General features: G+C 62.3%; 3 protein-coding genes. 2 read left to right on the forward strand and 1 reads right to left on the reverse strand.

Annotated features, from left to right (window positions below; genetic code table 11):
- Positions 1-368: 368 nt before the first annotated feature.
- Positions 369-2675, forward strand: coding sequence for a S53 family peptidase (locus VF436_RS07940; protein ID WP_330903469.1), 2307 nt, complete (start codon positions 369-371; stop codon positions 2673-2675).
- A 190-nt stretch (positions 2676-2865) separates the two neighbouring features.
- Here VF436_RS07940 and VF436_RS07945 read toward each other — a convergent pair whose 3' ends face one another.
- Positions 2866-4509, reverse strand: a complete 1644-nt coding sequence (locus VF436_RS07945) for a histidine kinase famiy protein (protein ID WP_330903470.1) — start codon at positions 4507-4509, stop codon at positions 2866-2868.
- Positions 4510-5356: 847 nt separating this feature from the next.
- On the opposite strand from VF436_RS07945, the gene VF436_RS07950 reads away from it, so the two are divergent.
- Complete coding sequence (locus VF436_RS07950; protein WP_330903471.1) at positions 5357-15172, forward strand: YDG domain-containing protein; 9816 nt, start codon at positions 5357-5359, stop codon at positions 15170-15172.
- Positions 15173-15186 lie beyond the last annotated feature (14 nt).

Raw genomic sequence — 15186 nt, forward strand, 5'->3', positions numbered from 1 at the left:
ATCTTATCGTTTGCCTCGACTGCTCGGACTGGTGCTCTACCAACGCACGACTCGCATCACGATTAATCGCAATATATTACGATTAATCGTGATCGGCGTTTGGACGTCCAAATCGGTATACATGCAAAGTTTCATCACCAAGCGCATTTTTTGTGCGCTGTGCACACCCTTTGTCCCTGGACGGCCTCTGCCGTGCAGGCGCATGATCAAACGATCCGGTGCAATACCGGTGCAACGGCGCGCACATGACGATGTCATGTGTCACGCGCAGGGGATAGACAGCACAACACTGGGGAGTCAGCGACAAAAAATTCGTCTTGCAAATCACAGGGGGACTCGATTTTTTCATTTTGTTTCAGGAGTGACTCATGAGAAACGAGCTTGTGATGGCTGCATCGATCGCCGCGGCACTTGCCGCGTTGCCGGTGGTCGGTATGGCGCAGACTTCAACCGTACAAAATGCGACGTTGGCCGACATCGACACCAGCGAAGCACCACGCGTCACGCAGACGGTGGATGCACGCGCCACGACCGCGCTTGCCAATACGCATCTGGCCTTTGTTGCCTCGGCGCAAAAAACGGCCGTCGATGACACGACACCGATGAACCATATGCAGTTGATCCTCAAGCCCAGCGCCAAGCGCACGGCTGCGCTCAATGCGCTGATCGAGGCTCAGCACGATCCGGGTTCGAAAAAATTCCACCAGTGGATCACGCCACAGCAATACGGCAAGCGCTTCGGTGTCAGCGATGCCGACGTGGCCGCGGTGACCTCGTGGCTGAAGAACCAGGGTTTTACCGTCAATGGCGTCTACGCCAACAAGCTGCAGATCGATTTCAGCGGTAACGCAGGTGCCGTCAAGCGTGCCTTCCACACCCAGGAAACACGCTTCACCGTCAATAACGTCAGCCACATCGCCAACGCCAGCGACATCAGCGTGCCCACCGCACTGAAAGATGTGGTCACAGGCGTAGCCGGCCTCAACGACATCCGGCCCAAGGCCCAGCACGTGGCCGAGAAGCTGGCGCAGTTCAACAATGCCAGCAAGCTGTTCAATACCAAGCAACCGACCCCTGCCGCGAGCCGCCAGCTCAAGGCCCAGGTCACGCCGCAAGCAGTGAACTTCACCGATGGCTCGCGTGGTTTCTCTCCCTCCGACCTGGCCAAGATGTACGGTGCCGACACGCTGCATGCCGCCGGCATCACCGGCAAGGGCATCACCATCGCGCTGGTCGAGGATGAGTCGATGGTCCCGTCGGACTGGACCAACTTCGTCAGCCAGTTCAAGCTCGACGGCTATGGCGGCACGTTCTCGCAGATTCAGCCTCAGGCCGATGGCTTCACCAACTGTATCGACCCGAACATCGCCTTCCCCGGAGAAGACGGCACCGAAACGGTGCTCGATGCCGAGTGGTCCACCGCGATGGCGCCCAGCGCGAACATTGTCGTGGCCAGCTGCGACGATTCGAACAGCAACAACTTCTTTGGTGGCGTATTCACGGCGGCGACCAACCTGATCAATGGCGACCAACGCCCCAACGTGATCAGCGCCAGCTACGGCTACGGCGAAGGCTCCACCGATGCCGCCAGCAAGACGGCGATTGACCTGATGTGGGCTCAGGCCGATGCCGAAGGCATTTCGGTCTTCGTGTCCAGCGGCGACTCGGGCTCCAACCCGAGCTTCAACGGCTTCATCATTAATGGCGGCGGCGTGGATGCCAACTCGTTCGGCACATCGCCGAACGTGACCACGGTTGGCGGCACCGATACGGCCGACGTGCTCGACGGCACCACCAAGAAATATTTCAACGCCAATTACGACGACAGCTACGGTTCGGCCAAATCCTATGTGCCGGAAATTCCATGGAACGAGTCATGCGGCAACGATGTGGCAGCCAAGTCGTTGGGATTGCCGGACGCTTTGTCGTTCTGCAAGCAGTACCTGACCTACGACCCGGATGGCTACTACGCGCTTTCCGAATCGGGCAGCGGTGGCCCATCGTCGGTCGACGCCAAGCCAGTATGGCAGCGCCTGGTACATGGCGCGGCGAAGGATCAGTCGCGTGACGTGCCGGACGTGTCGCTCTTCGCCGGATCGTACGGCGGTTATTCCTGGGTGATCATCTGCACCGACCTGTATCCCTGCGTGAAGGATTTCACCTCGCCGGTATACCTGGAAGGCGGCACCTCGCTATCGGCACCGATGTTTGCCGGTATCCAGGCGCTGGTTGATCAGGGCCTGTCTGACAAGGGTCTGTCGGCGTTCCAGGGCAATGCAGCTCCCACGCTGTACGCGCTGGCCGCGCAGGAGTTCGGCGGTCCGACCGGCACCGCGCCGGACACACTGGACAAGTGCAGCGCCGATAACGGCACCAAGGGCACGGGCAAGTGCGTGTTCCACAACATCACACGCGGCGGCATCTCCACCCAGTGCATCCAGCAGTTGCCGGATGTGGTCACGCCCGATTGCTACTTCTATGGCAACCTGAAGAACTTCGAGGGCCTGTTCGGCGCCGTGCAGATCGGCCTGACCTCCACCAATGCCAAGAAGTACAACGACAAGGTGGCCGCTTATAACGCGCAGCCGGGTTGGAGCTTCGCCACGGGCCTGGGCTCGGTGAACGCGAACAACCTGCTCACGGCGTGGAAGAAGTTCGTCAACGCACCGAAGTGAGTTGATTCGTGGCGGTTGTGATGGAGCCCCCGGCAGCTTGCTGCCGGGGGTTTTGTTTGTGCGGGGGGCGAGGGCGCAAGTCTGGGCGACCGCGGCAAGCTGCGAGGCCGCGAGGCGCTTTCGCGAGCTCGCAGGCCACCGGAACCTGCAACCGTGCGCCCTCACTACTGGCCACTCGCTCCTCGCTCAGTCACCCTACCCCGGTCGGCCCATCCAGAACCACGCGTATCTTGCGGATCAGGTCGGTGCGGCCGTAGGGTTTGTGAATGATGTCGAATTCGTCGCCGCCAGCATCCGTGCGCTCGATCGAGGCGTCGGCGAAGCCGGTGGTCAGCAGGATACGCAGGCCCGGACGCAGGGCGAGGGCTTCGCGCGCTAGTAGCACGCCGTTGAGTTGCCCAGGCATGACCAGGTCGGTGAACAGCAGATCGAATGTCTCATCGCCACGCAGGCGTTCCAACGCTTCCTCGGCGCTGGTGAGCGCGACCACGTCATAACCCTGGTCTTCCAGGAGCATCTTGGCCATGTCTGCAAGATCAGGGCGATCATCGACCACCAGCAGGCGCTCGCTGCCGCCCCGATCGGCGGCGCGCTGCGCGCCCGTGCCACGTTCGGCGTCGGCCGATGCTTCATCCGATGACGCGGGCAGGAACAAGGTAACGACTGTACCCTCGCCCGGCGTGGATGCGATATGCAAGCCACCCCCGGATTGGCGGGCGAAGCCGTAGACCATCGACAGACCCAGTCCGGTGCCCTTGCCTTCTTCCTTCGTGGTGAAGAACGGATCGAGCACGTGCTTGACTACTTCCGGCGGCATACCGCTGCCCGTATCGGCGATGGTGATGGCGATGTACTGGCCCGGCGCGATCCGGCCCACCGCCGCCTGCGGCAACTTGCGATGACCGACGTTGCGCGAGCTGATGGTAACGCGACGTTCGGGGGCGTGTTCCAGCGCATCGCGTGCGTTGATGGCAATGTTGAGTATGGCTACCTCGCACTGAGTCGGGTCGAACCGCGCGTTGCGCAGATCGGCTGCCAGATCCATGGTGAGCTCGACATGCGGTCCCAGGGCACGCGCGATCATTTCCTGCATATTGGATAACAAGCGATTGGGATTGAGCACGCGCCCTTGCAGGTGTTGCTTGCGCGCAAACGACAGCAACTGCGACGTCAGGGTCGCGGCGCGTTCCACGGCATTGCGCACCGAACCGGCCAGATTGCTCAGGCGCGGTAGATCGGGAGATTCCTGCTCCAATCCGGCGTCGATCGCATCGATGTAGCCCATCATTACCTGCAAGAGGTTGTTGAAGTCGTGCGCGATACCGCCGGTGAGCTGGCCCAGCGCCTCCATTTTCTGCGCCTGCCGCAAGGCTTCCTCGGCGTCGCGGCGCCGGCTGATATCCAGCTGCGAGGCAAAAAAGTAAATCAGCTTACCGCGCTGGTCGTACACCGGCGAGATGAACAACGCGTTCCAGAAGCTGGACCCGTCCTTGCGGTAGTTGAGGATCTCGGTCGCAATCTCCTTGGAGCCAGCCAGTGCCTGGCGAATCGCTTCGATCGTGGAGGGATCGGTGCCCGGACCCTGCAAGAGTCGGCAATTGCGCCCCAGCAACTCATCGCGCTCGAAGCCCGTCATGCGCAGGAACGCCGGGTTGGCGAAAACGATCGGGTTATCTGCCTGGTGCGGGTCGGTCACGATCATCGGCATGCGGGTGGTCTCCACCGCCGCGAAAAAGATGTCGCGATGGGGATGATCCACGCCCGAATAATGAATGCTGACCTTATCCGCAGTATCGAATTGGGTTGAACTTTGCTGCTTGTCACTACCGGACATCACAACTCCTCTGCCTGGCCCATGCGCAACGGCGCGCGAGGATCAGGCTTTGGTGGATGGATGTCTGTTGTAGGAAGCGAGCTCGCCAGGAGACGTGAAGAAGTCGCTAGGAGAGCCGAGCCGGTTCAGACAGGTGAGAAGCAGGTGAAGCTGCTCGCCGAGCGAGCTTTGAAATCGACGGCTTACGCCTGAAATAGAGCGCAACAGGGAAGCTCCAAAGCGCAATGCCTGCGCTCTCTGGCCTTACCTGTTGACTCTTCGCTGGTCGCAGGTGAGGCAGCCCTTAGCTTCCTCGATAAATTAAACGTTTAGCCGAAGTGTGCCACTGTGCTCATTTCCAAGCACTGGCCCCCTGAGGCCAAGTCGCGCGCTTGTGAGGTCAACCAGAGGAGCGCCATAATTTTGACGCGAACCAGGTTTTAAGCATAAAACGGGCCAACTAACCCCGATTAAAAATATTTGTAAAAAATTCCCTCGGTGGCGTGATATAGGTATCATTTTCGCAAGCCACAGGAAAGGGCCTGTGGCTTGCTACAGGATTGGGCGCCGCAGGCGCTGCTTTTCGGCAGGGGCCGACAAGGGGTTTTGTGAGGTCGCGCATAGGGAAGCGCGAGTTGGGCGAACATCGTTCATGCGTTGAGCGCGGACCCAAGGGGCCCATGGCGAAGTTGTGTGTGATTTCCGCAACGACGCGATGCAACGCAATGGCATGCCATTAAATAAAACGATTTTCGCAATAACTTAGAGACCTGCAAGGCGTCCGATGTCGATTGCTGCCGCGGCCAAACGGTGCCGCGCGAGTGCGCGCACCTCAAGTATCGACATTCAATACAGGACGCGTTGAGCCATGAATCACATCTATCGGTTGTGCTGGAACCGCACCCTCAAGCAGTGGGTGCCTGCTTCGGAACTGGCTCAACGCTCGCGCAGCGGCATGTGCCGCAGCCATGCCATCGGACATCGCGTGATGATGCTCTCGCTGCTGTCGGCAGCCTTGGGCATGACCGGGTTGGCTCACGCCGGCAGCGCTCCGAGCGGCGGCCAGATCGTCGGCGGCTCGGGTAGCATCCAGCAGGCGGGCAACACGACCACGATCCAGCAGAATAGCCAGGTGCTGTCGCTGAACTGGCAGAACTTCGACATCGGCGCGGACCAGACGGTCAACTTCCTGCAGCCGGGCGCCAGTTCCATCGCCGTCAATCGCATCCTTGGCAATACCGCCAGCGAGATCTATGGCCACCTCAACGCCAACGGCCAGGTCTGGCTGATCAATCCGAACGGCGTAATCTTCGGCAAAGGCTCGCAGGTCAACGTAGGCGGCATCGTCGCTTCCACGCTGGATGTGGATGACAGCAGCATCGGTAGCGGTAGCGTCCGCTTTGCCGGCGATGGCAAGGGCAAAGTGACCAACCAGGGCAGCATCGCTGCCGCAAACGGCGGATATGTGGCGCTGATTGGCAACCAGGTTTCCAACCAGGGTGTGATCCGCGCTCAGTTGGGCATGGTTGCCCTGGGTGGCGGCAGCGCCGTGACGCTGACCTTCAACGACAATCACCTGGTTCATTTGCAGGTGGATAAAAGCACGATCAAGAACATGGTGGAAAACCGCCAATTGATCGTTGCCGATGGCGGCACGGTATTGATGACGGCCGGAGCACGCGATTCGCTGCTGGCCAGCGTGGTCAACAACACCGGCACCGTGCAGGCGCGCAGTGTCGAGGACCACAACGGCACCATCACCCTGCTGGGCGGCATGGAAGCGGGCACCGTGGAGGTGGGCGGCACGCTTGACGCCAGCGCACCCAACGGCGGCAACGGCGGCAAGATCGAAACATCCGCGGCGAACTTCCAGCTCGCGACCGACGCAAAGATCACCGCAGCCGCACCGCAGGGCAAGGCCGGCACCTGGCTGGTCGACCCGACCGACCTGATCATCGATACCGCCGCGGCCAATACCATCTCCACCACGCTCAACCAGGGCACCAACGTCACCGAGACCACCTCGGCCTCCGGCGCCAGCGGCTTCGGCACGCAGCAGACGGGCAATGGCGACATCACCATCAATGCCGGCATCAGCTGGACCAATGCCGCCGCGACGCTGGAACTGGACGCGCTGCGCAACATCAACGTCAACGCCGCCGTGAGCGGCAGCGGCGGTATCGTGATGAACGCGAGCAGCGGCACGCTGACGATTGCCAGTGCCGGCGGCCTCTCGGCCGGCGCTGGCACCACGGTGCAGGCGAGCAAGTTCGTCAACAACGCCAACGCCAGCGCCCTGGGTAGTAACTGGAAGCTCTTCACCGCCAACCCTTCGCTCAACACGCTGGGTGGCCTGACGCCGAACTTCATCCAGTACAACGCCAATATCAATTCCACGCTTTCGGGCAGCGGCAACGCGCTGGTTTACACCCTCGCGCCAACCTTGCAGGTCAACAGCCTGACCGGCAGCACCACCAAGACATACGACGCGACCAACCTGGCCTTCCTCACGGGCGCCAACTTCAACACCACGGGCCTGCAAGCCGGTGACGTCATCGTATCCGGTACCGGCACCTACAGCACGGCCAACGCCGGTAACAATCTGACCGTGACTTCGCCGGCCTCGCTGGCCAACATGGTCATCGCCAACAATGGTGTGCAGGTGTTCGGCTATACGCTGATCGGCGCACAGGCCAGCGCCAAGATCGGCCAGATCACGCCCAAGCAGCTGACAGCCGAAATCGTCGGCGATCCGACCAAGGTCTACGACGGCACCACCACGGCAACACTGAGTGCGTCCAACTACCAGATCGACGGTTTCCTCGGCACCGATGGTGCGACGGTCAAGCAGCCCAGCTCCATCGCCTACGCCGGCTCCGATGCAGGCACGCAACAGGTCAATGCCTCGTTTTCGGTGACCAACTTCACCGCCACCAGCGGCACCAACCTGTCCAACTACGTGCTGCCGACCACCGCGACCGGCCAGGGCCTGATCACCCAGGCCCCGCTGCTGGTCAGCGGCCTGCTGGCCAATAGCAAGATCTACGATGGCACCACCGCCGACTCCATCGTTACCAGCGGCGCCACGCTGTTCGGCGTGATCGCTCCCGATCAAGGCAAGGTGGCGCTCGATACCAGCGGCGTGGTCGGCAGCTTCACGCAATCGAACGTGGGCAATGGCATCGGCGTAAACCTGAGTGGTTTCGTGCTGACCGGCGACCAGGCGCACAACTACCAGTTGATTGCGCCGACCAACCTGACCGCCAACATCACGCCCAAGACGCTGACCATCGACCAGGTCATCGCCAACAACAAGACCTACGACAACACCACGGCCGCCACCCTCAACACCGGCAGCGCCGTACTCGATGGCGTGGTCGGCAGCGACAACGTGACGCTCAACAGCGGCAGCGCCACCGCTGCCTTCGGCCAGACCGATGCCGGCACCCACCTGGACGTGACCACCAGTGGCTTCGCCCTGGGCGGCACGGCTGCGGGCAACTATGTGCTCACCCAGCCGTCGCTGTTCGCCAACATCAATCCGGCGTTGCTGAGCATCTCGATGACCGGCACGCCCGAGAAGATCTATGACGGCACCAATGCCGTCAACCTGGGCGCCAGCAACTTCAACATTACCGGTTTCATCGGTTCGCAGAGCGCCGTGGTCTCGCAGAGCTCGGCCAGCTACGCCACCGCCAATGCCGGCAGCGGCATCACCGTAACCGCCACGCTGCAACCGTCGGACTTCTCGCCGGCCAACGGCACCTCGATGTCCAACTACACGTTCGCACCGACCGTGGTCGGCACGAACCTGGGCAAGATCGACCCGCTGCAATTGACCGGCCAGATCGTCAACAACCCGACCAAGGTGTATGACGGCAATACCGATGCGCCGCTAAGTGCGTCCAACTTCCAGTTGGTTGGCCTGGTACCCGGCCAGAGCATCAATGCCAGCTTCAGCGGCACCGTGAGTGGCACCTACGACGATCCCAATGCGGGTGCGCGCGGCGTGACCGCGGGCAGCCAGCCCACCGGTAATTTCACGGCCGGCAACGGCACCCTGCTGTCGAACTACATCTTGCCGAACGTGTGGAACGGCTCGGGCACGATCACCCCGGCACCGCTGACCGGCAGCTTCGTGCTGACCGCCGGCATCGTCGACGCCACGAAGGTGTACGACGGCAGCTATAGCATCGTCCTCAACAGCGCCAACTTCACCCTCAGCGGTTTCGTCAACGGCGACAGCGCGGTGGTGAACGACGGCATCACTGGCACCTTCGGCCAGAAGGACGTGGGTACCAACATCCCGCTGTCGGCGCAGCTGAGCATCAACAATCTCACGGCGACCGGCAGCACCACGCAGCAGGAACTGAACAACTACCAGATCGTCAACCCGGTGCTGGGTGTGGGCAACATCACGCCCCGGCCATTGGACGTCACGATCATCGGCAATCCGACCAAGGTGTACAACGGCAGCACCGACGTCTCGCTCAACAGCAGCAACTTCAACATTGTCGGCTGGGCCACGGGTGAAGGCGGCTCGATCAATCCGACCGCGACGTCTGGCTACGACGCGCCCGATGCAGGCACTCGCACCGTTACGGCCGTGCTGACACCGGGTAACTACGTGGTGAACAGCGGCACCAAGCTGTCCAACTACACGATCGCGACCAGCGCCGAGGGCACCGGTCTCATCAACAAGGCGCCGTTATTCATCACAGGCGTATTCGCCACCAATCGTGCTTACAACACCACCACGGCCGATACACTGAACCTGACCAATGCGGCCCTCGCCGGCCTGGTCGACAGCGATGCGGGCGACGCCAGCAAGGTGGCGCTGAATCTTTCCTCGGTCGTGGCCAACTTCACCCAGGCCAATGTCGGCAATGGCTTGACCGTCAATGCATCCGGCTTCGGCATCACGGGTAGCGAGTCAGGCAACTACACCCTGCAACCGGTCACCGGGCTGTTCGCCAACATCACCCCGGCACTGCTGACGCTCACCGGCATCACGGCCAGCGAGAAAACCTATGACGCCACCACCACGGCGACCTTGGGCAACCTCACGGGCGGCACGTTGAACGGCATTTTTTCCGGCGACACCGTAGGCTACGATTCGAGCAACGCCAAGGGTCAGTTCATCACGGCCAATGCCGGCACCAACCTGGGTGTCAGCGTCACCGGGTTCACCTTGAATGGTGCTGACGCGGGCAACTACCAGTTGCAGCAGCCGACCGGCCTCACCGCCACCATCGATCCCAAGCAACTGACTGCCACGATCATCGGCAGCCCGACCAAGGTCTATGACGGCACCAATTCGGCGACGCTGACCGCCGCCGACTACGAGCTCGATGGCTTCGTCAACGGCGATGGCGCCACCGTGCCGCAGTCGGCCACCGCCCATTACGGCACCAAGAACGTCGGCACCGGCCTGGAAGTGGATTCCACCCTGGTGACCTCGGACTTCCTGGCCAATCCGGGTACCAACCTGTCCAACTACGTACTGCCGACCGGCGGCCAAGGCTTCAATGGCGTCATCGAAGCGAAGGTGCTCGACCTCACCGGCACCCGCGTCTACGACGGCACCACCACCGGTGACAGCTCGCTGTTCGGCACGTTGCAAGGCGTCAATGGCGAAACGCTTAACGTCAGCGGCAGCGGCACGCTGTCGAGCAAGAACGTCGGTTCGCAGTGGTCGTTCACCAGCCTGGGCTCGCTGGCGCTGGCCGATGGCGGTAACGGCGGCTTGGCCAGTAACTACACGCTGATCGGCGGTACCGACTGGGTAACCATCACCCCGCGCCAGATCACCGCGTCGTTCGATGCCAACGACAAGACCTACGACGCCACCACCAACGACGTGTTGACCAATGCCGCGCTGGAAGCGGCCAATGGCAACCGGGGCCTGATCGCCGGTGACAACGTGACGCTGAACAACGCCACGTCCGGCCATTTCAGCGACAAGAACGTGGGTACCGGCAAGACCGTCACCGGCAACATGTCGATCAGTGGCGACGATGCCGGCAACTACGTGTTCACCAACGGTACGTCCACGGCAACGATCAACGCCTTGCACATCACCGTCACCGCCACCGGCAAGGACAAGCAGTACGACGCCACGGTCAATGATCCAGGCACCACGGTGCAGAGCGCGGGCGTGATCGGCGGCGACACGGTGAATTTCGGCTACGGCTCGGCCACGTTCAGCGACAAGGACGTGGGCAACAACAAGACCGTGACCGTCACCGGCGTCAGCAAGTCCGGTGCCGACTCGGGTAACTACATCGTCGATAACACCACGCTGACCACCCAGGCCAACATCACGCCGCGCGTGATCAACCTGTCCAGCACCCGCGTCTACGACAGCACCACCCACGCCGACTCGGGCTTGTTCACCACAGGTGGCCTGCTCAACACGGGCTTCGGCGGCGAATCGCTGACCCTGACCGGCAGCGGCAATACCGCGGACAAGAACGTCGGCAACAACAAGACGTTCAACCTTGGTACGCTTGCGCTGGGTGACGGCAACAACGGCGGCCTGGCCAGCAACTACACGCTGATCGGCGGTACCGACAAGCTGACCATTACCAAGGCAGCCCTGAACTACTCCTTCACTGCTTCGGACAAGACCTACGACGGCACCACCGCCGCCACCATCGGCAACCAGGCGCTGACCGGGCTGTTCGCCGGCGACACCATCAGCGTCGCAAACCCGAACACGGCGCACTTCAGCGACAAGAACGTCGGCACGAACAAGACCGTCACGGGTGACATGACCTTTGGCGGCACGGACATCGGCAACTACAACGTGACCGTGCAGACCACGACGGCGAGCATCACCCCGCTCACCATTACCGTCGACGCCCAGGGCGTGAACAAGGTCTACGACGGCAATACCAGCGACAACGCCCTGCTGAGCAGCTCCGGCATCAAGGGCACCGACCAGGTCAGTTTCTCTGGCACGAGCGTGTTCGACGATAAGAACGTCGGCACCAACAAGAACGTCTCGGTATCGGGCATCACCGCCAGCGGTACCGATGCCAACAACTATGTGCTGGCCAACTCCACCGCCACCACCCACGCCGACATCACGCCGTTCATCATCAACCTGCACAGCACGCGCGTGTACGACGGCACCACCAACGTCAGCTCGGCGCTGTTCGGCAGCAACGGCGTGATCAACGGCACGGCAGGCGAGACGCTATCGCTTAACGGCTCATCCAACGTCGCCAACAAGAACGTGGGCAACAACAAGGGTTTTGCCGGATCCACCGACATGACCCTGGGCGACCTCAACGGCTCGCTGGCCAGCAACTACCAGATCGGCACGTCTACACTGGATATCACGCCGCTGGCAATCACCGGCAACATCACCGCCGACAACAAGATCTACGACGCCACCACGGCTGCCGTGACCCACGGCGCGCTGACTGGCGTGCTCGCTGGCGACACGGTGAACTTCATCACCAGCGGCACGTTCAGCGACAAGAACGCGGCCAACGGCAAGACCGTATCGCTGACCAGTTCGCTCAGTGGCACCGATGCGGGTAACTACATCTATTCGGCCAACAGCACGACCACGGCCAATATCACTCCGCTGGCGATCACGGTCGATGCCACGGCCGCGAACAAGACCTATGACACCACCACCAGTGCGCTGATCACCTCGCTGACCAGCAACGGTATCCTCGGCAGCGACGTGGTCAACTTCACCGCCGTCTCCGCCGACTTCAGCGACGCCAATGCCGCCAACGGCAAGACCGTGAACGTCGTGGGCATTGCCAAATCCGGTGTCGACGCCAACAACTACACCATCAACACCACGGCGCAGACCATCGCCAACATCACGCCGGTCGTACTGAATCTGTCCGGTACGCGCGTGTATGACGGCACCACCGGCGCCGACGCCAACCTGTTCGGCAACAACGGTGTGATCACCGGCATCGCCGGGCAGACCATCAACCTGGTCGGCAGCGGCCAGGTGGGCGACAAGAACGTCGGCAGCAACAAGCCGTTCGCCAGCCTGGGCACGCTGGCCCTGCAAGATGGCGGCAATGGTGGTCTGGCGCAGAACTATACCCTGATCGGCGGCCTCGACGACCTGACCATTACGCCCGCGACGCTGACGGCGACCACCACCGCGCTAAGCCGCGACTACGACGGCACCAACCTGGTCCAGTTGAGCGGCTCGGCCCTGTCGGGCCTGATCGGCGGTGATGACGTTATCCTGGGCAACGATACGCAGGGCACGTTCGCCGACAAGAATGCCGCCACCGGCAAAGCCGTCACCACCAACATGACGATCAGCGGCGGCGACGCCAGCAACTATGTCTTCAACCAGCCCACGGGTGTGGTGGCCGACGTCAACCCGCTGGCGATCGTGGTAGACGTCACGGCGGCCAACAAGAACTACGACACGACCTCCAATGCGGTGCTCACTGGAATCGGCAGCACCGGCATCCTCGGCAACGACGATGTGAACTTCACCTTCGGCTCGGCCAACTTCAGCGACGCCAACGCCGCCAATGGCAAGGTCGTCAGCGTCACCGGCATCGCCAAGAACGGCGCCGACGCCGGCAACTACACCATCAACACCACGGCCCAGACCACCGCAGACATCTCGCCGCTGGTGATCAACCTGTCCGGCACGCGTGCCTATGACGGCAGCACCGGTGCCAATGCCAACCTGTTCGGCAACAACGGCGTAATCACCGGCATCGCCGGCCAGACCATCAACCTGGTCGGCAGCGGTCAGGTGGGCGACAAGAACGTCGGCAGCAACAAGCCGTTCACCAGCCTGGGCACGCTGGCCCTGCAAGATGGCGGCAATGGTGGTCTGGCGCAGAACTACACCCTGATCGGAGGCACTGACGACCTGACCATCACGCCCAAGGCGATCACGCTTGGCGCGACGGCGGACAACAAGACCTACGACGCCAACAACCTGGCCAACACCGTCGTGACTGGCAACGGACTGGTTGCCGGCGACGACATTCAGTTCGCGCCGGGCTCGGCCACCTTCGCTACCCCGAACGCCGGCAACAACATTGCTGTCAGCGTCACCGGCATCACCGCCAGCGGTGCCGATGCAGGCAACTACAGCTTCGCCAATACCGCCAGCACCGCCGCCAACATCACCCCGGTGGTGCTGGACCTGACCGGGACGCGTGTGTATGACGGCAGCACCGGCGCCGATGCCAACCTGTTTGGCGCCAACGGCGTGCTGACTGGCATCGCCGGGCAGACCATCAACCTGGTCGGCAGCGGCCAGGTGGGCGACAAGAACGTCGGCAGCAACAAGCCGTTCGCCAGCCTGGGCACGCTGGCCCTGCAAGATGGCGGCAACGGTGGCCTGGCACAGAACTACACGCTGGTCGGCGGCAGCGATGCCCTGAGCATCACGCCCCGGCAGATCACGGTCGATGCCACCGGCAGCAACAAGACATACGACGGCGGCACCACCGCCGGTGTGTCGCTGGGCAGCACGGGCGTGCTCAGCGGTGACCAGGTCAGCTTCACCCCGGGTTCGGCCGATTACGCCAGCCCCAATGCCGGTAACGGCATTGCCATCAACGTCGCCGGCATCACTGCCGGTGGCACCGATGCGGGCAATTACAGCTTCGTCAATACGGCAACCACCAGCGGCAACATCACGCCTGTCGTGCTGGACCTCACCGGCACCCGCGTCTACGACGGCACCGCCGGCGCCGCGGCTAGCCTGTTCGGCGACAACGGCGTGCTGACCGGTGTGAATGGCGAAACGCTCACGCTCTCGGGCACCGGCACACTGGGTGACAAGAACGTCGGCTCGCAGAAGGGCTTCGCCACCGGCGGCCTGGGTGGCTTCACCCTGACTGGCAACGGTTCGGCGCTGGCGGGCAACTACACCTTCGCTGGTGGTACCGACTGGGTCAGCATCACCCCGGCCACACTGACCGTCATCGGAACCCAGACCACCGACCGTACCTATGACGGCACGCGCATCGATACGCTGACCGGCGCCACGCTGTCCGGCGTATTCGGCAACGACGACGTGATCCTGGGCAACGCTGGCAGTGGCCTGTTCGACACCAAGAACGTGGGCAACGGCAAGAGCGTAACCACGGCGATGACCGTCAGCGGCGGCGACGTGGGCAACTACATACTGGTGCAGCCGACCAACCTCACCGCCAATGTCACGCCACGTGCGATCAACGTGACCGCCACCGGCACCGACAAGATGTTCGATGGCAACACCATCGACAAGGTCAGCCTGAACGTCACCGGCGTGCTCGACGGCGATCAGGTCACCGTGACAAACAAGGCAGCCAACTTCACCGATGACCGCGTCGGCAACGACAAGACCGTGATCGTCAGCGGCCTGGCCGCCAACGGCGGCGATGCGGCCAACTACGTGATCGTCGATCCGACCATCACCACCACGGCCGACATCACCGGCGCGCAGCCTTCCGCGTTCGGTGTCAATACCGGCGCGGTCACGCAGATGCAGGACGTGCTTGGCCCGACACAGATCGCCACACCTTACGGCGTCGCCGACCAGGACACCGTCGGCGCGTTCACCGGCAACCAGAAGAAGCAGCACCGCCCGATCGAGCGTAATCGCGCCCGTGACGACTTTACTTCGGGCCTTGCGCTCAAGGTGGTCGGTGGCGGCGTGCAGATGCCGGTGCAGGCCCTTCCATGAGCGATGCACCGATG

Source organism: Dyella sp. (assembly GCF_036384435.1).
In the GTDB taxonomy this organism is placed as follows: Bacteria; Pseudomonadota; Gammaproteobacteria; order Xanthomonadales; family Rhodanobacteraceae; genus GSA-30.

Excerpts from the sequence above, each read along its gene's own strand:
- VF436_RS07945 (WP_330903470.1), bottom strand. The coding sequence starts at position 4,509 with ATGTCCGGTAGTGACAAGCAGCAAAGTTCAACCCAATTCGATACTGCG.
- VF436_RS07940 (WP_330903469.1), top strand. The coding sequence starts at position 369 with ATGAGAAACGAGCTTGTGATGGCTGCATCGATCGCCGCGGCACTTGCC.
- VF436_RS07950 (WP_330903471.1), top strand. The coding sequence starts at position 5,357 with ATGAATCACATCTATCGGTTGTGCTGGAACCGCACCCTCAAGCAGTGG.